General features: G+C 41.8%; 18 protein-coding genes and 1 pseudogene. 12 read left to right on the top strand and 7 right to left on the bottom strand.

What is annotated here, in order from left to right; genetic code table 11:
• Positions 1-24: 24 nt before the first annotated feature.
• Positions 25-257: pseudogene (locus tag PNC201_RS23710) on the top strand (IS91 family transposase); the annotation flags it as partial.
• A 351-nt stretch (positions 258-608) separates the two neighbouring features.
• Entirely contained in the window at positions 609-1,208 is a 600-nt protein-coding gene (locus tag PNC201_RS08790; RefSeq protein WP_102056821.1) for a DUF4760 domain-containing protein, read from the top strand.
• 598 nt (positions 1,209-1,806) lie between these two features.
• Here the strand turns inward: PNC201_RS08790 and PNC201_RS08785 are convergent.
• Positions 1,807-2,778, bottom strand: a complete 972-nt coding sequence (locus PNC201_RS08785; protein ID WP_102056820.1) for a transposase — start codon at positions 2,776-2,778, stop codon at positions 1,807-1,809.
• A 155-nt stretch (positions 2,779-2,933) separates the two neighbouring features.
• Between PNC201_RS08785 and PNC201_RS08780 the strand changes: the two genes are divergently transcribed.
• The 3 genes from PNC201_RS08780 (at position 2,934) to PNC201_RS08770 (ending at position 5,529) form a co-directional block, all read left to right on the top strand.
• On the top strand, positions 2,934-3,965 hold the full coding sequence (locus PNC201_RS08780) for an IS110 family transposase (RefSeq protein ID WP_102056325.1): 1,032 nt from the start codon (positions 2,934-2,936) through the stop codon (positions 3,963-3,965).
• A gap of 680 nt (positions 3,966-4,645) precedes the next feature.
• The gene (locus PNC201_RS08775) at positions 4,646-4,996 is read left to right on the top strand and encodes a hypothetical protein (protein WP_158299112.1); all 351 of its coding nucleotides are present in this window, start codon (positions 4,646-4,648) and stop codon (positions 4,994-4,996) included.
• A 146-nt stretch (positions 4,997-5,142) separates the two neighbouring features.
• A complete protein-coding gene (locus tag PNC201_RS08770) occupies positions 5,143-5,529 on the top strand; it encodes a hypothetical protein (protein WP_102057865.1) in 387 nt (128 codons plus the stop codon).
• Positions 5,530-5,982: 453 nt separating this feature from the next.
• Here PNC201_RS08770 and PNC201_RS08765 read toward each other — a convergent pair whose 3' ends face one another.
• Together PNC201_RS08765 and bioA are read right to left on the bottom strand one after the other, a co-directional pair.
• A complete protein-coding gene (locus PNC201_RS08765; protein WP_102056818.1) occupies positions 5,983-7,320 on the bottom strand; it encodes a KamA family radical SAM protein in 1,338 nt (445 codons plus the stop codon).
• 188 nt (positions 7,321-7,508) lie between these two features.
• The gene (bioA, locus tag PNC201_RS08760; protein WP_102056817.1) at positions 7,509-8,798 is read right to left on the bottom strand and encodes an adenosylmethionine--8-amino-7-oxononanoate transaminase; all 1,290 of its coding nucleotides are present in this window, start codon (positions 8,796-8,798) and stop codon (positions 7,509-7,511) included.
• A 148-nt stretch (positions 8,799-8,946) separates the two neighbouring features.
• Between bioA and bioB the strand changes: the two genes are divergently transcribed.
• From bioB to bioD, 4 genes are read left to right on the top strand one after another with little or no spacing between them, the layout of a single operon-like run.
• On the top strand, positions 8,947-9,990 hold the full coding sequence (gene bioB / locus PNC201_RS08755) for a biotin synthase BioB (protein WP_010604783.1): 1,044 nt from the start codon (positions 8,947-8,949) through the stop codon (positions 9,988-9,990).
• Between the two features lie 3 nt (positions 9,991-9,993).
• On the top strand, positions 9,994-11,136 hold the full coding sequence (locus tag PNC201_RS08750) for an aminotransferase class I/II-fold pyridoxal phosphate-dependent enzyme (RefSeq protein ID WP_102056816.1): 1,143 nt from the start codon (positions 9,994-9,996) through the stop codon (positions 11,134-11,136).
• Entirely contained in the window at positions 11,133-11,912 is a 780-nt protein-coding gene (locus tag PNC201_RS08745; RefSeq protein ID WP_010604781.1) for a methyltransferase domain-containing protein, read from the top strand. The genes PNC201_RS08750 and PNC201_RS08745 overlap by 4 nt, the downstream gene beginning before the upstream one ends.
• Complete coding sequence (gene bioD, locus PNC201_RS08740; RefSeq protein ID WP_102056815.1) at positions 11,909-12,604, top strand: dethiobiotin synthase; 696 nt, start codon at positions 11,909-11,911, stop codon at positions 12,602-12,604. The genes PNC201_RS08745 and bioD overlap by 4 nt, the downstream gene beginning before the upstream one ends.
• Before the next feature lie 247 nt (positions 12,605-12,851).
• Here the strand turns inward: bioD and PNC201_RS08735 are convergent, their stop codons facing one another.
• Positions 12,852-14,357, bottom strand: a complete 1,506-nt coding sequence (locus PNC201_RS08735) for a hemolysin (protein ID WP_102056814.1) — start codon at positions 14,355-14,357, stop codon at positions 12,852-12,854.
• Positions 14,358-14,544: 187 nt separating this feature from the next.
• Positions 14,545-14,748 carry a hypothetical protein gene (locus PNC201_RS08730; protein ID WP_010604778.1) on the bottom strand — a complete coding sequence of 68 codons (204 nt, stop codon included), beginning with the start codon at positions 14,746-14,748 and terminating at the stop codon, positions 14,545-14,547.
• A 115-nt stretch (positions 14,749-14,863) separates the two neighbouring features.
• Between PNC201_RS08730 and PNC201_RS08725 the strand changes: the two genes are divergently transcribed.
• Positions 14,864-15,343 carry a GNAT family N-acetyltransferase gene (locus PNC201_RS08725; protein WP_102056813.1) on the top strand — a complete coding sequence of 160 codons (480 nt, stop codon included), beginning with the start codon at positions 14,864-14,866 and terminating at the stop codon, positions 15,341-15,343.
• A 43-nt stretch (positions 15,344-15,386) separates the two neighbouring features.
• Here PNC201_RS08725 and htpX read toward each other — a convergent pair whose 3' ends face one another.
• The gene (htpX, locus tag PNC201_RS08720) at positions 15,387-16,247 is read right to left on the bottom strand and encodes a protease HtpX (protein WP_010604776.1); all 861 of its coding nucleotides are present in this window, start codon (positions 16,245-16,247) and stop codon (positions 15,387-15,389) included.
• 147 nt (positions 16,248-16,394) lie between these two features.
• Positions 16,395-16,919 (bottom strand): TetR/AcrR family transcriptional regulator, encoded by a 525-nt coding sequence (locus PNC201_RS08715; protein ID WP_010604775.1) that lies wholly within the window; start codon positions 16,917-16,919, stop codon positions 16,395-16,397.
• A gap of 129 nt (positions 16,920-17,048) precedes the next feature.
• On the opposite strand from PNC201_RS08715, the gene PNC201_RS08710 reads away from it, so the two are divergent.
• On the top strand, positions 17,049-17,255 hold the full coding sequence (locus PNC201_RS08710) for a hypothetical protein (RefSeq protein ID WP_010604774.1): 207 nt from the start codon (positions 17,049-17,051) through the stop codon (positions 17,253-17,255).
• A 132-nt stretch (positions 17,256-17,387) separates the two neighbouring features.
• A complete protein-coding gene (purE, locus tag PNC201_RS08705) occupies positions 17,388-17,870 on the top strand; it encodes a 5-(carboxyamino)imidazole ribonucleotide mutase (RefSeq protein ID WP_102056812.1) in 483 nt (160 codons plus the stop codon).

The following is a 17,870-nucleotide window of genomic DNA, read 5'->3' as shown; positions in this document are numbered from 1 at the left end:
ACATGAGTGTAGATACTTTGTCTAAAGGGCCGAATGCGTATTCGGCATTACGGTTTTTAGCCAATGCATGTCGTAAGCGAAAGTTAGCGCTGTTAAGGTTGCTGGCATCATACACACGCAGAGCAAAGAAGCCAAAGACAGAAAACGTGACACTGATACCGCATTGGCCTTGTCAACATTGTCGAACAGGTATCTTGCGGCTAATTGGCGTAATTAAGTTAGATGCAACACCGAGCAAAGTAGATCGAAAGAGTTAGCAGCTAGATAGCTAATTAAAATCAATTAGTTAACCTGCTTAATTGCTCAGGCTAGCGGCCTTTGTACGCGTAAAAAATATAATTGCTTATTAAGGCAAATTTAGGTGTAATGAATACATAATAAGCGCTGAGCAATGCAGGGAAAGCTTACATAACACTAGTTAAACTGATTACACTAGCTAGGAAAGTGAGATCCTCTAAAAAGCCTATTTTTCCTAAGTAAGCCATAGCATAAACAACACCAACTCTGTCACACCGAGTTGGTAGCAGCTCAGTCCAAAAAATGATAATGCAACATAAACTGCGTGCCGCATAAATACTAAAATGTTAGTTGCAAACATGGAGTTCAGAATGACTATTGCTGATTTTTTTAAAGATATGGTTCCAATATTAAGCTTAGTAATAGGAGTAATTGGAATAATATTAGTAACTCGACAAGTTTATTTTGCACGTATTGCATTAGAGCAGGCAGCACATTGGAATAAAATCCATGCAACGTATTCTACATTTGATGTTTCTGCTCAAACCGAATTGGAACTTGTCGCCAAATCATATGCAAAAAACAAACTGAATTTGGATATAGGCGCGCACTACATTTTAACGGAGTCCGATGCTAAAAAAATATTCGGTGACGACGAATGTCTCTTATTATTTACTCGATACTTGAATACGTTAGAAGGTTCTTGTGCAGCGTATCAGTTTGGTGCCGCGGATAGAGAGCTTAGTTATCATTTAAATGGGGGACGTGTTCCTCATAAATATGATACCTACAAAACTTTGATAGATTTATATCGTGAAGAAAGAGGCAATCCAACAATACTCATTGAAATTGAAAAAACGGCTATAGAATGGAAGGAGCGACTAGCTGAAGAGTTAAATGAAATGGAAACCAATAAAGAGCACTTTCTAAAAGCAGCAGTAAAAAAACTAGGTGCAAAAATATCGGTGTAATTGCAACTAATCTGGGGGTTGGATGCCTCTAACCTCCAGCCCACACCACCCATCATGCGGGGCTGCAATGGGCAGTTCATCTCCCGTAATGAATATTGATCCAAATAAAATAAGAATAAGAAAATAAAAAATTAGTGACATCATCGTTATTAATATCCAAGCCGAGGAAGTGAAGTAAAAAAGTATAAAAACACTTCAATCAGTTTTGGCAAAGGCGTTCATTGTGGAAACAAGTGACATATATTATCATTGATGATACCCACCGTTATTTGTATCTATGCTGGCAAAGTGAGATTAAAGCGTGCGGAAACACTAAAAGAATATAGACAAAAGCGTTCTTAGATAGGGTGACCTTTGGCGGGTAAGCGTATCTCTACATCAACAAAAAAACAAATGACACCCATCACAATTAGCATCAAAGCTAAGAAGATGAAGTAAAAGAGTATAAAAATACTTCAATCACTTTGGTCAAAAACGTTCATCGATAGACTAATTTTTAGCGCTCAGGCGAATCTCTTCACCAAAACTGGGTTATCGTGCACGACAAAGCGCTGTAAATACAACAGTAAGAAATTCTAGAATTGAAAAGCTTGCTCTGCTAAGCCAGCAAGCGCTCGCAGTTTGTTAGGTTTGTCCGCCGTCTTTTTTGCAGTGTTTCACAGTAAGCGGTTATTGTTCGCTCTCGGCCAACGGCACCGTGAAATACCCTTGAAAACTGCGTAGTGAGTTTTATCCAGTTCTCCGGTTCGATATTTAGTCGAGAGAGTATGGGTTGAGACTCAAAGATATAGCCTCGCTTGTCGGCGCGAATACATTGGCCTGTGAGTTCAACCAACTCAATATAGGATTTGAGCTCGAAAGGCAGTCCTTTTGGCATATGTTTTCGTGGGCTGCCAGCAAATCGTAGTAGGCTTTTTGGCTGTTTACCTAATTTCGCATGGTCAATTCGCTTTTTGATGCTGGTGTAGTCTGAGGTTTCAGGCGTTGCGGCGATTTTGGCTCTAATGGGGTTCAAGTCTACGTAAGCGAGACTAGCAGCCAGTGCTGCTTCATCCAGTAATGCTTGGGATTTAAATCGTCCTTCCCAAAATCGGCCTGTACAGTTATCTTCTATATTTGCTCGGCGGGCGATGTCTTCGTTAAGCACCCGCATAAACCAACTAATATCCGCTAGTCTTCCCCTGTACTTATCAACCAGCTCATCTAGCATCAATTGCTCCGACTCATTGAGTGGCTCACCTTCAGTAAATTTTTGGCTTATCCAATTGCCTTTAAACAACTTGTGCCACCGCATCACAATTGCTTCATCCGACAGACGTTTCGCCTTTTTATCATCAACATATAAAACAATGTGGGTGTGATTACTCATCACGGCATAAGCACAGACATCAACACAAAACACGGAGCCCAGCATCAGGAGCTTTTCTTCAACCCAATCACGGCGGTGTTCGTATGATTTTCCAGTAAATTTATCTTCACCGCACAGAAAGGCGCGCCTCACGCAACGGGAGATACAGTGATAATATTTGGTGTCGGTTAAACTAATTTGTTTTTTACGGGCAGTTGCCATAGTTTGGTTTCCTCAATCCTTTGAGTGCAGAGCTAAAGCTTAGGTGGTATCTTAGGAAGGTGCAAATTAGAGGTGGGTGATGAGATGGACGCTCCCAAATCGGCGTCAATGCGCCAAACTGATAGTTGCAAACACAGTTATTAGGAGAGTCCATCATGAATAACGTTAGCACGCTTTCAATTGATCTAGCAAAAAATGTATTCCAACTTTTATCGTTTGATAAGCAAGGTAATAAATGTTTTTCCAGAAGGTTAGATAGAGCAAAGCTCTTGCAAACATTGACCCAATTACCTGCTTGTAATGTTGTTATGGAATCATGCTCAACGTCTCATTATTGGGGGCGGTACTGCTTACAAGCTGGGCACCAAGTTCAGCTTATCCCTGCGCAACATGTTACCCCTTTTGTCCGTGGCAATAAAAACGATAAAAATGATTGTATGGCGATTTATGAAGCGAGCCTTCGACCTAACATTCGCTTTGTTCCTGTAAAAACAGAGCATCAACAAGCAATCCTAGCACTACATCGCTATCGGGAGCGGCTCATACATAATCGAACCGCCTGCATCAACCAAACATGTGGTTTGTTACTTGAATTTGGCATCGTCATCAAAAAGAGCTTAAAGTCTTTTCGTGCAACCATTGCTGATCTGCTCAACCGTAATTTACATGGAGCTTTAAATCTACTCCTCAGAGACGTTTATGAAGAAATGCAAAAGTTAGACGCCAATATTAAAAATGTAGAGGCACAATTTAAGCAGTTTAATGAACAGAGCCAAGCTGCTCAAATTATCCAATCCATCCCCGGAATTGGGATTATCAACGCATCGGCATTGAGTGCCACAATAGATAAAGGGCAAGCATTTTCTAATAAAAAGGAGTTGGCTGTGTGGCTTGGGATCACACCACGTCAATATGCTTCGGGTGAAACCAATAAGATGGGAGGGATCACCAAACGAGGTGATCGTTATCTAAGAAAACAACTCATTCATGGTGCCCGTACAGTGGTCAATCATGCGCACAAAAAGCAGGATGATTTAAACAAATGGATCAACGCATTGGTAGAACGTCGCGGTAAAAATAAAGCGGTGGTGGCCACGGCCCACCGATTGGCTCGCTTAATGTGGATATTGCTACAAAGAAATGAACCTTATAAAGCCCAATATACACAAAGTGAGGCGCAATCATGACTCAAATTATGGCTATTAAGGAGCCCGGTCGTGACAAGGGCCTCGAGCCCGAGTGGGTGTTTATGAGCCCTTGATAGCCATATTCTCATTGCTGTAAACATAACGATGAACAAAAGGTCAAACCTACCTAGTTAAACCCGTTATAGGCAAGGCATTCAATGCCGCGTGGGTGTATTCTACTTTTTGGGTGGCTAGGTTCGAAACTCATTAGGGGCGCTGAAAGTCAGTTAAGCCCGAATATATGTCAGAGCAGCACCTTATTTAGGGTGACTCAAAGTGACTGTTTATCAATACATACAAATAGTAAATGAGAGATAAATAAAAGAAGCAACAAGGCTGTTAAAACAACCTTGTTGGATGAGTATTACTTGACAGCAGCTGAGCGTCCATATATGTCAGCGATTTGTAGGTGGATTTGCTTTTTACGGGCAGTTGCCATAGTTTGTTTTCCTCAATCCTTTGAGTGCAGAATTAAAGCTTAGGCGGTATATTTGGAAGGTGTAAATTAGTGGTGGGTGTCAGCGATTTGTTATCTTTTATTTACCTTTATCGGTATGTACGCAAATTTTTTAGTTAACGAGGAGGTTTATTTAAAACTACTCATATTGAGTTGTATTGTTTCTGCGGTCATTATCAGCTCGGGTTTATATTTCGTATTCAGGTCTAGACATTCGCACCAAATGCCTCCACTACAAACAAAACAGAGAGTTATCTTCGTTCTTTTTTTAATTATCTTCGTTCCACTTTTGTCGATTTTTTCAATTGCAAAAGGTTTACCTGCTTGCATTCATTATACCGTAGCAAAAGCTGCTCAGCACAACGTAACATTTAGAAAAACTACTTCATCCAAAATTTGTGACTATGGGATTAAGGTCAAAGAATACTCTTATTTCGCTAATGAAGAAGTTTGTGGGTTAGAAAAAGGCAGATGGAGAAAGTTCAAAGATGGTGACACATTAGTATTAATTGGCAAGAGGTCACTCTTGGGCTTTTCTTACGTTCAGCACAGAGAAAAAATAGGAGGAAAATAAAGACACCCACGATTATTAATGAATTAAGTTGTACCCCTTACAAACTAACTAAACAGTGGACGCAAAGCAGCAGGCTTGCGCTTAGTTTAGTCTGCTATTTCCCGCTGTTTATTAAGGCGTTATGCATGAACGGAGTGTCAGTAAATATGAAATGGATTATCTTCAGTTCGATCTTAATGATCGTTTCAGGTTGTGCTATTAATCAACCGAGAAGTATTGATCAAGAGCCTAGTATTAGCGAAGTAGTGACCATACAAAAGGAATTTCCACCACAAATTTGGTCTGACCATAAATTACTGGATATAAGTGAATCTAAATGCGCGAATAAAAGTATGGAAATATTGTCATCACTTGGATTCGTCGGGGTTGTCAAAAGCTCCCACGGGGAGTTTGTGTATGGGAATTATTCAAATAATAGAGCCGCTATAAAATGTACTCGGATAGAAGGTAAGACCTTTGTTTACGCAGTGGTTGCAGGCCCCAAGGTTGAGGTCGTTCAAAAGCTAAGAAATGAGATAATGTGGCAACTCTAAAAATGCATAACAAGTTGGTTAACGGCAACTAACTACGCGGCACAAGCGGCCCCATTACCAAAGTGCTCGCCCTTTGAAGTTTTTATGCGAAATTTGCCTTGCACAGCCGGCGACCTAAAACGTTTTTGTCCAAATACGAGTCAGTCGAGTGCCCTTTATCGCAATTGGATTTAAGATATGGTGTTGCTGTTGAACCGCCGAGTTTGGCCCTTAAGCGATGTCATATTTGATTAATTCCTAGCAATCAAACCTGATAGATACAGTTAAAACATTATTCAAATTAATGCTTTTCGTAGCCAGTTATCCGCAAAACGCTCTGGCTAGATAAGGAAATAATTTACTGTGATTTTATAAGCAATGAGTTAGCCCATCCCTTATCTAAATCTCAGGTTATTTAAATGCGCCAAATAAAATAAAAGCCAGTATTTTCTGGCTTTTTTGATATTTTTACATTTACATGGCGTCGTACTCGTCCTGCCAGAAGAATTTTTCTTCCCCAAATGCAGGTTTTAAGTCATCCAGCCAGTGGGCATTCTCGTCGAACTTGGCAAAGAATGGACGCTGCACCCAGTCAGGGTTTCGAGCTTGAATAAAGCGCAGCACAAATACTTTTTCGCCCGCGACTTCGGTTACGCCAGACACTTCAACTTTTCCAGGACCTGCACTCATTGAAGGGCCTCGAACTGTGCGGCTCACACCAGAGACTTGCTTATAAGCTTCACGGAAAGTTTCCCACGTTTTATGTAACGGGATTTCAAAGTAACGCTTAGCGCCGGTATCACGCTCGATAAACATGTAGTAGGGGATCATGCCAAGCTGTGTTTGCTCTTTCCACATGTCAGCCCACATGTCAGCGTCTACGTTTATATTATTTAAAAGCGGTGCTTGTGTTCTGATCTGCGCACCTGTTTTGCGGATGAGTTTAATCGCTTCACGTGTGACATCAGTACGCAGTTCTTGTTTGTGGTTAACGTGCGCCATGATTGATACATGCTTTCCGGCATCAACCAGCTCTTTTAGTAAGGCTAACAGCTCTTGTGCATCGGGATCGGTGACGTATCTAAAAGGCCAAAAAGTGAGAGATTTAGTACCGATCCTGATGGTACGAATATGGTCAAACCTTGGTTCTTTTAGCGCCTCTAGGTATTTACGCAATTTAACGGTGCGCATTACCATAGGATCGCCACCGGTCATCAGTAGGTCGGTCACTTCGGTGTGCTCGGCTAAGTAGTTATGAAGTAATTCAGCGTCGTTATTATTGAAGCGAGTTGCCTTTCCAACAAACTGCGCCCAGCGGAAGCAGAAAGTGCAATATGAGTGGCAGTATTGTCCTTGAGATGGGAAAAACAACACTGTTTCTTTATATTTGTGTTGGATTCCGTCTACGCGTTCACCTTCATACTCAGGAACATTTTTTTCCATTTGACCAGCTGGGTGCGGGTTTAACTTTTGACGAATTTTGGTTGCGAGGTTAAACACTTCTTCTGGTGTATGTTCACGACTTAACAAGTTGGCCATTTGCTCGTATGACTCGTCATCCAACATACCGCGCTGTGGGAAAGTTAATTGAAAAACAGGGTCATTAGGCACTTTATCCCAATCTATGAGCTCTTCAATGACAAAGTTATTAACGCGAAAAGGAAACACGTTGGCGACGACTTTCATTTGAAAGCGAAGGTGTTCAGGTAGTTTATCCAATTGCTCAATCTTATCAATTTGGCGGTGTTGGTAAACAGTAAAACGAGGGGGCTGATAAGCTTCAGCTGGCTGCAATTTGACGGTTTGCTGCATAGATAATATGTCTCTTTTCTCATTTGCTAATGATAAAAGCGAGCATGGTAACATACCATTGATGTCATTTCAGGTACAAAGCGAGGAAAGTTCGAAATAACGTAATTTTATTGATTATGCGCCATGATTTTAGATTGCATTGTTAGAATTAGGTCATGAAATAGACCTAATTCCAAATTTATTGTGTTTTAGAAGTGTTCGCCGTCAATGGCAATATAAATCGCGTCAATGAGTGATTCAATATCTTCATTTGAGGTGATATAAGGCGGCATAATATAAATTAGCTTGCCAAATGGTCTTATCCAGACACCTTTCTGAATAAAGAATTTTTGGATTTTTGCTACATCAACAACCCTTTCCACTTCCACCACGCCAATCGCACCAAGAACTCTGACATCTATTACTGCATTTAGATTAAGACAGCGCTTGAGTGCGTTAAGCGCGCTCGCGACTCGTTCAATATTGGCCATTGTTTCTTGGCGCTTTAAGATAGTGAGACTAGCAACTGCGGCAGCACACGCTAGCGGGTTTCCCATAAAAGTTGGTCCGTGCATTAACACTTTCGCTTCGCCTTGGCTAATACCCAAAGCCACATCTTCTGTTGCCAAAGTGGCCGCGAGCGTCATGTTTCCGCCAGTAAGCGCTTTGCCAACACACATAATATCCGGTGAGATCCCTGCGTGTTCACAGGCAAACATTTTACCTGTACGGCCAAATCCAGTCGCAATTTCATCTAAAATTAGTAGCACCTCATACTTATCGCATAGCGCTCGAATCGCCTTGAGATATTCAGGGTGGTAGAAGTTCATACCGCCTGCATTTTGTACTATCGGTTCGATGATAAATGCCGCGACCTTTTCATGATGAGCAGCAAATGCGGTTTCTAACGTGTTAAGTTCATCTTGGCTTTGGCTGCCGTAAAACTCACTTTTAGGGGCATCGACAAACACTTGCTCAGGTAAAAAGCCTTGGTACATGGCATGCATTGAATTCACAGGGTCGCAAACGCTCATCGCCGCGAATGTATCACCGTGATAGCCTTTTTTGGCTGTCATTATTTGGGTTTTATTGTTTTTGCCTTTACTCAACCAATATTGGATCGCCATTTTGATTGCAACTTCAACACTGACTGAGCCACCGTCGGCTAGAAATACTCGATTAAGTGGGGCTGGGGTTAGCTCCACAAGTAGTTTGCATAACTCCACGGCAGGTTGATGAGTTAGCCCCCCAAACATGACATGGCTCATCGTGTCTGCTTGATTTTTTATCGCCGTGATTATTTCTGGATGACCATAACCATGCACAGCACTCCACCAGGATGCCATACCGTCAATGAGAGTTTCGCCAGTTTCAAGCTCAATTTTGTTCTCGAATGTTCTTGCGGCTGGATAGACGGGCAGAGGGTCAATCATCGATGTATAAGGGTGCCATATATGCTTGCGATCAAATTCAATATCGATTGTCTGTTTATTGCTCATTTGTAAACCTTGTGGGCGCGTGTAACGTTGACAATACTAAGCTAAGAAGTAGACTAAGCCAATCACCGTCAGTTTGACTGCGCTAAATTTAATCACTAGAAAATACTCGTGTTGTAAATTTAGGCAAGAATAAAAAGAGAATGAAAATATGGAATTAGGCGCGCTAAGACACGATTGGACACATGAAGAAGTAAAAACACTGTTCACCATGCCTTTTAACGACTTACTTTTTTATGCAGCAAGTATTCACCGCAAACACTTCAATCCCAATGAAGTTCAAATCTCCACTTTGCTGTCTATCAAAACGGGTGCCTGTCCTGAAGATTGCAAATACTGCCCACAGTCAGGTCATTACAAAACTGATCTTGAACGAGAGCGTTTGATGGAAGTGGAAAAGGTTGTAACTCAAGCAAAGCTTGCTAAAGAAAAGGGCGCGACGCGTTTTTGTATGGGCGCCGCTTGGTCTGATCCAAAAGATAGAGATATGCCTTATATCGCCAAAATGGTGAAAGAAGTTAAAGAGCTAGGTCTAGAAACCTGTATGACTTTGGGTAAACTGGATAATCAAAAAGCGCACACGCTAAGAGAAGCGGGCCTGGATTATTACAACCATAATTTGGACACCTCACCTGAATACTACGAGCAGATTATCACGACAAGAACTTATCAAGACAGACTCGATACCCTTGATCACGTAAGAGATGCAGGAATGAAAGTGTGCTCTGGTGGTATTGTAGGAATGGGAGAGCAGGCATCTGATCGTTATGGCTTGCTGATCCAATTAGCAAACCTGCCAAAACAACCAGAAAGTGTACCGATTAACATGCTTGTTAAGGTTAAGGGCACGCCACTTGAAAATGTTGATGATCTCGATCACTTTGAGTTTATCCGTACTATTGCGGTTGCGCGCATCATGATGCCACACAGTTACGTGCGTTTATCTGCAGGTAGAACGGCAATGAATGAACAGATGCAGTCGATGTGTTTCTTCGCTGGCGCTAACTCAATTTTCTATGGTGATAAGCTATTAACCACGGAAAACCCGGAAGCAGACGCCGATATGAACCTCATCAGAAAACTTGGGATGAACCCTGAAAAACGTGAAGATTATTCGGATGAGGCCTATGAGGCATCGTTAAGCTCTGCAATTGCGGACAAGGCGACATCAGAGCTATTTTACGAAGCCAACTAATCAATGTCGTTTGAGTATATTCAATCTGCCTTAGCAGCTCGTCACGCTGAAGGGTTGCTAAGAAAACGCATTGTGGTTGAAAAGGCCTCTGCAAGTAGAATTAAAATTGCTGATCAGCAATATATTAACTTTGCCAGCAATGACTACCTGGGACTTGCAGACTCGTTGGAATTTAACACTCTCGCATGCACTGAAGCCGGAAGCCGTAGTTCGGCGCTTGTTACGGGTTATCTTGATATTCACCGTCAGCTAGAGGATAAGCTTTGCAGCGTTTTGGGTTATGATGCCGCACTGTTATTTCCAAGCGGTTTTGCCGCTAATACCAGTGTGTTAAAGGCATTGTTCACGCCCCAAGAAAAGCAATTAAGCGCTGCGGTGTTCCAAGATAAGCTCAACCACGCCAGCCTGTTAGACGGTGGTTTAGCGGGTAGCGCTAAGTTTGTTCGCTTTAATCACAATGATTTGACGCACTTAAGGTCTCGATTAGAAAAAACCAAAGCCGACAGTAAACTCATTGTGACTGAAGGGGTGTTTTCTATGGATGGAGACAAAGCGCCGATATCTGAAATCAGTGTGCTGGCTAAGTCTCATTCTGCGTGGCTCATGGTCGACGACGCTCATGCGTTTGGCGTTGTGGGAGCGCAAGGACTTGGCACGATTGAAAGCGGCATTAAACCTGAAATTTTGGTGATCACCTTTGGCAAAGCGATGGGCTGTCAAGGAGCTGCGGTATTAGCAAGTCATGATGTGATAAATTACATGACGCAATTTAATCGTGAGTTTATCTATACAACGGCGTTGTCGCCTATTATGGCAAGCGTTGCATTATGCCAGTTGAATAAATTGCTTGCTGCATCTGAAGCGAGACACAAATTACAAGTAAACATCGACTATTTTAAGTCGTTAGTTGCACAAACCAACTTATCTCCTATTCCAAGTGATACGGCCATACAGCCTCTTGTGTATGGTAGCAGCGAAAATGTATTAGCGGCGCAACATAAACTTAAGGAAAAGGGACTTTGGGTTGGGGCTATAAGGCCACCAACGGTTCCGCAAAATACCGCACGATTGCGAATAACAATAACGGCACAGCACAGTCACGAAGATATAGACAATTTAGTTTCGGCCTTAGTGGAGGGAGCATGAGCAAAGCACAAAAGACGCAAACAGCAAAGTGCTTTTCAAAAGCCGCGCAATCATACTCTCAACACGCCAACGTACAAAAACAGGCCGCAGATGTACTCTTTTCACGTTTAACACAGCAAAATAGCGAGCTTGGTGCGGTGCGTATGTTTCCTAGGTTGCTCGATTTAGGATGCGGGCCACATGAAAACTTTCATAGATTAAACGCCTTCACGAATCATTATGTTGGAGCGGATCTTAGCTTGGCTATGTTGGCAAGCGCTGAAAATACGACAAATAGTGTTTGCTGTGATATGGATAAACTCGCTATTCAGTCAAATTGTATCGACTTAGTCTTTAGTAATTTTGCAATTCAGTGGTCTAATTCCCCGCAAGCGTTGTTTGCGCAGTTGTATGAAGTACTAAAAAAAGAAGGACGAGTGTTGCTAAGCTCAGTGCTTGACGGCTCGTTAAACGAAATCGATAGCGCATGGCGAGCCATCGATGAGTGTGGCCATATCAATTCATTTTATTCGCTGTCGGCACTTAAATCTTTTGCTCTACAAGCCGGATTCGCAGTGACTTGGGCGGATGAAGCGTTATTGATTGATAGTTATGACACACCGTTAAAGGCGTTGCGATCGGTAAAAAATATCGGTGCCAACGATGTAAAAACCGCTTCTCGTCGACAAGGTTTGTTAGGCAAATCAGCTTACGCTCAGCTGCTGAGTAGCTACCCTGAGAGTGAAAATGGTTTTGATGTCAGTTATCAAGTCGGATTTTTGGAGTTAAGGAAATGAATCAAGCATATTTTGTAACTGGGACCGACACAGAAGTAGGTAAAACCTATATTTCTACTTTATTACTGAAACTGTTGGCTAAGCACGGCAAAAAGGCTTTTGGCTTTAAGCCGATTGCGGCGGATGCTGAAGAGGCATTTGGTGAACTAGTGAACGTCGATGCTATCAGTTTAATGGAAGCTGCGACGGTGCACGGTACTTACGAGCAAGTTAACCCATTTTGTTTTGCACCAGCAATTGCCCCGCATATTGCAGCAAGACAGGTAAATGTTGACATCACAGTCGATAAGCTACATGAGCGCTTTAGTGAAATTCAGCAACTAGGCGCTGAGTATATATTATGTGAAGGTGCAGGTGGCTGGGCATTGCCCATTAACGACAATGAATATCTGTATGATTGGGTCGTCAGAGAACAACTTCCCGTTATTTTAGTGGTTGGCATGAAGCTAGGCTGTTTGAATCATGCGTTTTTAACGGCAGAATCTATCAAGCAAAAAGGACTGAATTTGGTTGGGTGGATTGCAAACCAGATTGACCCTGAGATGTCTGTATTTGAAGAAAACCTTGAAAGTTTAAAGCTTCGTCTAGACTGTCCGCTGCTTGCAACAGCGCCTTACAGTGAGGGCACACCAAAGCTACAGCTTCGCTCAGCGTTATTAGAGTTGTTTGAGCTAAAATCAGGTACCAGTTAGTATTAAATAACCTAAACTCGGGATAACAATTTGTTCTCTAGCAGCTGTTATTCCTTACTACTGCGTTAAATTTGCTTGCAATAGGCCAGCTATTGACGCACAAATTTGCCTTGTATTAAGAAATAACTTCTGGCTAGAGTGATATTACGCTTTTGAACTTAGTGATTTTAGTGGATTAACTAACTTCTTATCCCGAGTTCAGGTTAAACAAAGCGGCTTCTAAAGGTAGTAAGCCGCTTTGAGTCTGTTAATTACAACCTTTTTGAATGGTTTGTGTTGTCACACTGACCTCAAAGTCATTGTAATCATTATCGTTTTGATCTTCCCAACGTTGGTTGGTACCTGAAACTTGGTACTTGGTTGATAGAGCATTACTGTTACCATCAATAGCGAGCACATAGGTAAAGGATTGTCCTTGAAGGATGTCATAGCTGCCGGCACTGCCGTATTCATCAAGCAATTTAATATACTGGCCATTTACTTTGATACCCCAGTCGTTATTGAATAACGAATCTTCTCTGACGAACGCGTAATTGATCCGCGTGTAGTTGTCAGGCACACACGCGGTTTCATTGTCGAGTATGTTTCCCGATAGGGTTTCATTGCCTGAGGTATTGCTCACGCCAGTTACGCCCAAAGAGAGTTCCCGATCGCCAGTGTACTCAGTATCGTCTATTGTTGCTATTTGAATGGTAGCAGTTGTGCTGCCCGTAGGTATTACCAATGAAGTAGGTGGTGCTACGTAGTCATTTGATTGCGTTGTCACATCATTGACCGCCACCGAAAAGCTGACGTCCTGCTCGAAGGCTTTACTTAAGGTAATTTGATAGCTAAGGGTACTTCCTTCATAAACCGTGTTTTCAATACTCGTTAACGTAAAAGACGGTGGCGAAGGAGGGGTTGGTGTGCCGCCGCAACCAGAAACGGTATAGCATGTATTGCTACCATTTGGGTTATATGTAAGGTCATTTATTCGTATTGGTAATGTATTGATATAACAGGTGCTTCCTGTATCAGGGTTTAACTTATAAATCGCACTTTTGTTGGTGTGTCCGGCGTCATTAATGATAACGCGACTGATAATAAGCTCTCCGTTACTATTAAGGCTTGCCCCTGTAACGGCAGTTAGGTCGTGATCAGATAATTTAGTCACAGAAAAGTCGTTGGTATTAACTTGGTAAACGGCTGCACTCGTGACTAGAATCAAGCGACCATTATAAAACTCAAGATCGCCGCGGTATTTTCCCGCCAATGAGGGGAGATCCGAGAGCTTAGTCGCGTCGCCTGTGTTTTTATCTATGCTGTAAATAGAATCGTAACTCGTTCCAATGAGTCTATCGTTTGTGCTGTCATATGCCAATCCCACCAAATAAGCCGTTCTACCGACTATGGTATGGGAGGTTCCATCAAAATATGCCAGTTGAACATAGCGATGTTTTTTACCTTCAATGGGAATATCTGCGTCAGCTGGTAAGTTTAGATGACTAGTGTCAACTTTATAATCGATTGGCCTTGGTGCGGATGCATAGTACCAACGCGCACTGCTAGTATCATAGGCGAGTGCTGCCGAACTAAAAGCGGCTAAACTATTGGCGCTGGCTTGTCCTGCACCTTCATCTAGGCCAAACAAAATACCAATATCGCCGCGGCCAGCGTTAATACCAAAAACCTGACCTGGGCAACTATCTGCATAGGTGTATGTGGAAAGTAATGTTGAGAGTAAACCAAGTGTTGTGAGTGATGCTTTTAACATAGCAGGAACCCTAAAAAGTGTACGTCCTGTAACTTAAAACAACACAAAGCAATGTCTTCGCAATTGAGTCCAACGCAATGCGATGACTTAATCCTTTAAGGCGGGCGCTTCCATTATTGACTTTGCAATCTAGCGCTATAATTGATCATAATTTACACTTTTACAACAGTAAAATAGTTAAAAAGTACTAATTATTTGATTCTTGCCTATTTTTAAAGTTTGGCAATAATGACTCAACAATTTCTTTTGCTGAGATGGTATAGCGTACGCCAGAAAACATCACTGATGCATTTTCATCGATCCCTGTAATGCCCGTTAAAGTCCAGCCTTCACCTCTCTCTGGGCAGTAAACCTTTGTCGTTGGTGGGATAACGGTGAACTCTTGACTCATATTCATTCTCCAAAAATGCTAAATTATAAAGCAATGCAAGCGATCATAATATTGAAAGGTATATGTGCTGCAATAAGTGCTACCATTGCGGCAGATACTTAGACCTGAGCATTTTATGGAATTTGAAACACCAAGGCTAGTCATCAGGCCCATAAGGCACAAAGATAATCCGCAGTTATTAGCGTTACTTAATTTACCGCAGGTAAAAGCGTATAACGATTACGGCGATAACCTCACTGAAGTAGACCTTAAGTGCATGATCCAAATGGATATTGAGCGTCAATATGAAGGTATAGGTGGTCGTTTTTGCCTCGTGTGTAAAAGCACTAAAGCGGTGATTGGATGTATTGGTTTCTATCACGAAGACGGTGATATTGAGGGCCTACATATTGGCTATGAATTAATGCCTGATTATTGGGGTAAAGGCGTGATGTTTGAAGCTTTACGTTGTCTATTTGCAAACAAAAGCCAGGTTGAGTTTAAGCTCAATGTGGTTTTGGCGCATGTATCGGCTGATAATCTTCGTTCATTAAACCTACTCAAGCGTTTGGGGTTTTGCGCTGTTGGAAATAATCTGTATAAAATTGAGTTATAAAAAGGGCAACGTAATCGTTGCCCTAGTACAAATGTGAAAAGAGTTACGAAAGTGCTCGAATTCTTTCATCAAGTGGTGGGTGAGAAGCAAAGAAGTCTGCAATAGACTTACCTGAAGCAATACCAAAAGCCATCATTGAGCCTTCTAATTGCGATTCATGGTTGTGCTTCAAACGCTCTAATGCTGAACGCATTTTTTGCGCACCGACTAAATCCGCTGCACCTTTATCAGCTGCAAATTCTCGTTTACGACTAAAGTAAGCGACAACAACAGAAGCCAGAATACCAAAGAGGATCTGGAATATCATATCAAAAATAAAATATGTCCAGCTTCCACCTGACTCTTCTTCATCGCCATTCAAGAAGTTATCAACAATACCCGCCAATACTTTAGCGAAGAATATAACAAAGGTATTTACAACACCTTGGATCAAGGTAAGTGTAACCATGTCGCCATTTGCAACGTGCGACACTTCGTGCGCAAGCACTGCCTCTGCTTGGTCTTGATTCATGTTGTGGAGTAGGCCAGTACTCACAGCAACTAAGCTGTTATTTTTACTCGGCCCGGTTGCGAACGCATTCATTTCAGGGCTGTCGTAAATTGCAACTTCTGGCATCGCAATTCCTGCTTTTTTAGCTTGCTCTGCGACAGTAGAAACTAACCAATGTTCAGTTTCGTTTCGTGGTTGCTCAATAACATGGGCACCTGTTGATTTCTTTGCAATCCACTTCGACATGTAAAGAGAGATAAAAGAACCACCGAATCCAAATACGGCAGCAATAACCATAATGCCTGTATAGCTTCGGCTAGAAATACCAAACACAGACATTAAGATAGATAACACAATTCCTAACACAAGCATTACTGCTAAGTTAGTGATAAGGAATAAGATGACGCGTTTCATTTTGACCTCGTTAGACAAAAATAAGGAACTAAGTAACTTTTCCCAAGCACTTGCTTATTACACTAGTCCTAGATGCTTTATATGGTCAGAAGTTCAAAAGCACAAGTAAATTCGTATGAATATTCAATAAAGAACACATCATACAATTTATTGGTTAACCAGTTTCAACTTCTGAGATAGAGAATGCAGCATCTGGTCAACAGAACTATGCTCATTGCTTAACCCTTCTAATAAGGTCATAAAGTAGCAGTCCATCATAACGGTTGCTTTCAACTCATTGTATTCCTGCTCACTGAATAACAAGTGTTTGAACAAATTGAGTTGCCCCTTAAAGAATTCGCTATGCCAAATAATCCCACAAAGCAGCTCTTTACTGAAATCTCTATTGCTAAGATAAAAAGCAAATAAATACTTTGCATAGTGGCGTAACTTTAAGCTGGCACTATGCTGCTCATCTGATGTTTTCGCTTCATTAATTAGTTCATCTATTTGGTTATGCATTGCGACTTTGAGCATGTCGAGCTTAGTGGGGAAGTGAGAGAAAACCGTTCCCGTTGCCACGTTTGCTGCTTGGGCAATTTGCCGAGTAGTGGTGTTTTCAAAACCATTGTCTTGAAAAAGCTGCCAACTAGCACTGAGAATTTTATTGTACGTAATTTCTCTTTTTTTCATATGGTTACCTTTTTATTTGCGAAGAGAGTGTAGCACAATTCCAGATTATTTAAGAGATAAAGTTTGCAAATAATGAGCGCGCTCATTATTATAATTGAGCATGCTCATTAAATTTCAATAGGAGTTGTTATGCAATATTTGAGCTTATTCATCGGATACATTCTATTCATCCCTTTTATCTTTTTTTACAGCTATATTCTTGGCCCAGCTTTAAAAATTGTGCTGATCCCAGGTGGTCTCGCGGTGCTATGCCTAATTATGGGTCCCAAAACGTTTTTCTCTCACTTTAACCGTGCTAAAGCATTAAGTATTGAAGAATTGATAGTGTCTAAATAACTCAGGGTGTCATCGCGTGATAATTGCAATAAGTTGATTCTTCGCATTAAAGACGAACTCAGGTATAATGCCCGCAGCTAAGGTGTGAAGGACCTTAGCCCTGTATCGTTCAAAATTAGTCGAGGAATTATTATGACCGTTGGCATCATTATGGGCTCAAAATCAGACTGGCCTACAATGCAACATGCAGCTGAAATGTTAGATAAATTTGGTATTGATTATGAAACTAAAGTGGTTTCAGCTCACCGTACTCCACAGCTTTTAGCGGATTATGCTTCGACAGCAGCAGAACGTGGGATCAAAGTTATCATTGCCGGTGCTGGCGGTGCTGCACACCTACCAGGTATGGCGGCAGCATTTACAAGTCTGCCTGTACTTGGCGTTCCAGTAAAATCAAAAACGCTAAATGGCGTGGACTCATTACTGTCAATTTGCCAAATGCCTAAAGGTGTTGCGGTAGGTACGTTAGCGATTGGCGACGCTGGTGCTGCAAACGCCGGTTTGTTAGCAGCTCAAATTTTAGGTTGTCAGCAGCCTGAGGTTTTTGCAAAAGTAGAAGCGTTCAGAAAAGAACAAACAGAAACGGTATTAGCTAATCCAGATCCTGCGAAATAA

The sequence above is a fragment of the Pseudoalteromonas sp. NC201 genome (assembly GCF_002850255.1).
Lineage (GTDB): Bacteria > Pseudomonadota > Gammaproteobacteria > Enterobacterales > Alteromonadaceae > Pseudoalteromonas.
Note: the sequence above shows the minus strand (reverse complement) of the source record. Positions and strands in the feature narration are given on the sequence as shown.

What these genes read in the sequence shown, in the direction of transcription:
- PNC201_RS08790 (WP_102056821.1), top strand. Translation starts at nt 609, where the DNA reads ATGACTATTGCTGATTTTTTTAAAGATATGGTTCCAATATTAAGCTTA.
- PNC201_RS08775 (WP_158299112.1), top strand. Translation starts at nt 4,646, where the DNA reads ATGCCTCCACTACAAACAAAACAGAGAGTTATCTTCGTTCTTTTTTTA.
- PNC201_RS08750 (WP_102056816.1), top strand. Translation starts at nt 9,994, where the DNA reads ATGTCGTTTGAGTATATTCAATCTGCCTTAGCAGCTCGTCACGCTGAA.
- PNC201_RS08725 (WP_102056813.1), top strand. Translation starts at nt 14,864, where the DNA reads ATGGAATTTGAAACACCAAGGCTAGTCATCAGGCCCATAAGGCACAAA.
- PNC201_RS08730 (WP_010604778.1), bottom strand. Translation starts at nt 14,748, where the DNA reads ATGAGTCAAGAGTTCACCGTTATCCCACCAACGACAAAGGTTTACTGC.
- purE (WP_102056812.1), top strand. Translation starts at nt 17,388, where the DNA reads ATGACCGTTGGCATCATTATGGGCTCAAAATCAGACTGGCCTACAATG.
- bioD (WP_102056815.1), top strand. Translation starts at nt 11,909, where the DNA reads ATGAATCAAGCATATTTTGTAACTGGGACCGACACAGAAGTAGGTAAA.
- PNC201_RS08765 (WP_102056818.1), bottom strand. Translation starts at nt 7,320, where the DNA reads ATGCAGCAAACCGTCAAATTGCAGCCAGCTGAAGCTTATCAGCCCCCT.
- bioA (WP_102056817.1), bottom strand. Translation starts at nt 8,798, where the DNA reads ATGAGCAATAAACAGACAATCGATATTGAATTTGATCGCAAGCATATA.
- PNC201_RS08770 (WP_102057865.1), top strand. Translation starts at nt 5,143, where the DNA reads ATGAAATGGATTATCTTCAGTTCGATCTTAATGATCGTTTCAGGTTGT.
- PNC201_RS08745 (WP_010604781.1), top strand. Translation starts at nt 11,133, where the DNA reads ATGAGCAAAGCACAAAAGACGCAAACAGCAAAGTGCTTTTCAAAAGCC.
- htpX (WP_010604776.1), bottom strand. Translation starts at nt 16,247, where the DNA reads ATGAAACGCGTCATCTTATTCCTTATCACTAACTTAGCAGTAATGCTT.
- PNC201_RS08710 (WP_010604774.1), top strand. Translation starts at nt 17,049, where the DNA reads ATGCAATATTTGAGCTTATTCATCGGATACATTCTATTCATCCCTTTT.
- PNC201_RS08715 (WP_010604775.1), bottom strand. Translation starts at nt 16,919, where the DNA reads ATGAAAAAAAGAGAAATTACGTACAATAAAATTCTCAGTGCTAGTTGG.
- PNC201_RS08780 (WP_102056325.1), top strand. Translation starts at nt 2,934, where the DNA reads ATGAATAACGTTAGCACGCTTTCAATTGATCTAGCAAAAAATGTATTC.
- PNC201_RS08735 (WP_102056814.1), bottom strand. Translation starts at nt 14,357, where the DNA reads ATGTTAAAAGCATCACTCACAACACTTGGTTTACTCTCAACATTACTT.
- PNC201_RS08785 (WP_102056820.1), bottom strand. Translation starts at nt 2,778, where the DNA reads ATGGCAACTGCCCGTAAAAAACAAATTAGTTTAACCGACACCAAATAT.
- bioB (WP_010604783.1), top strand. Translation starts at nt 8,947, where the DNA reads ATGGAATTAGGCGCGCTAAGACACGATTGGACACATGAAGAAGTAAAA.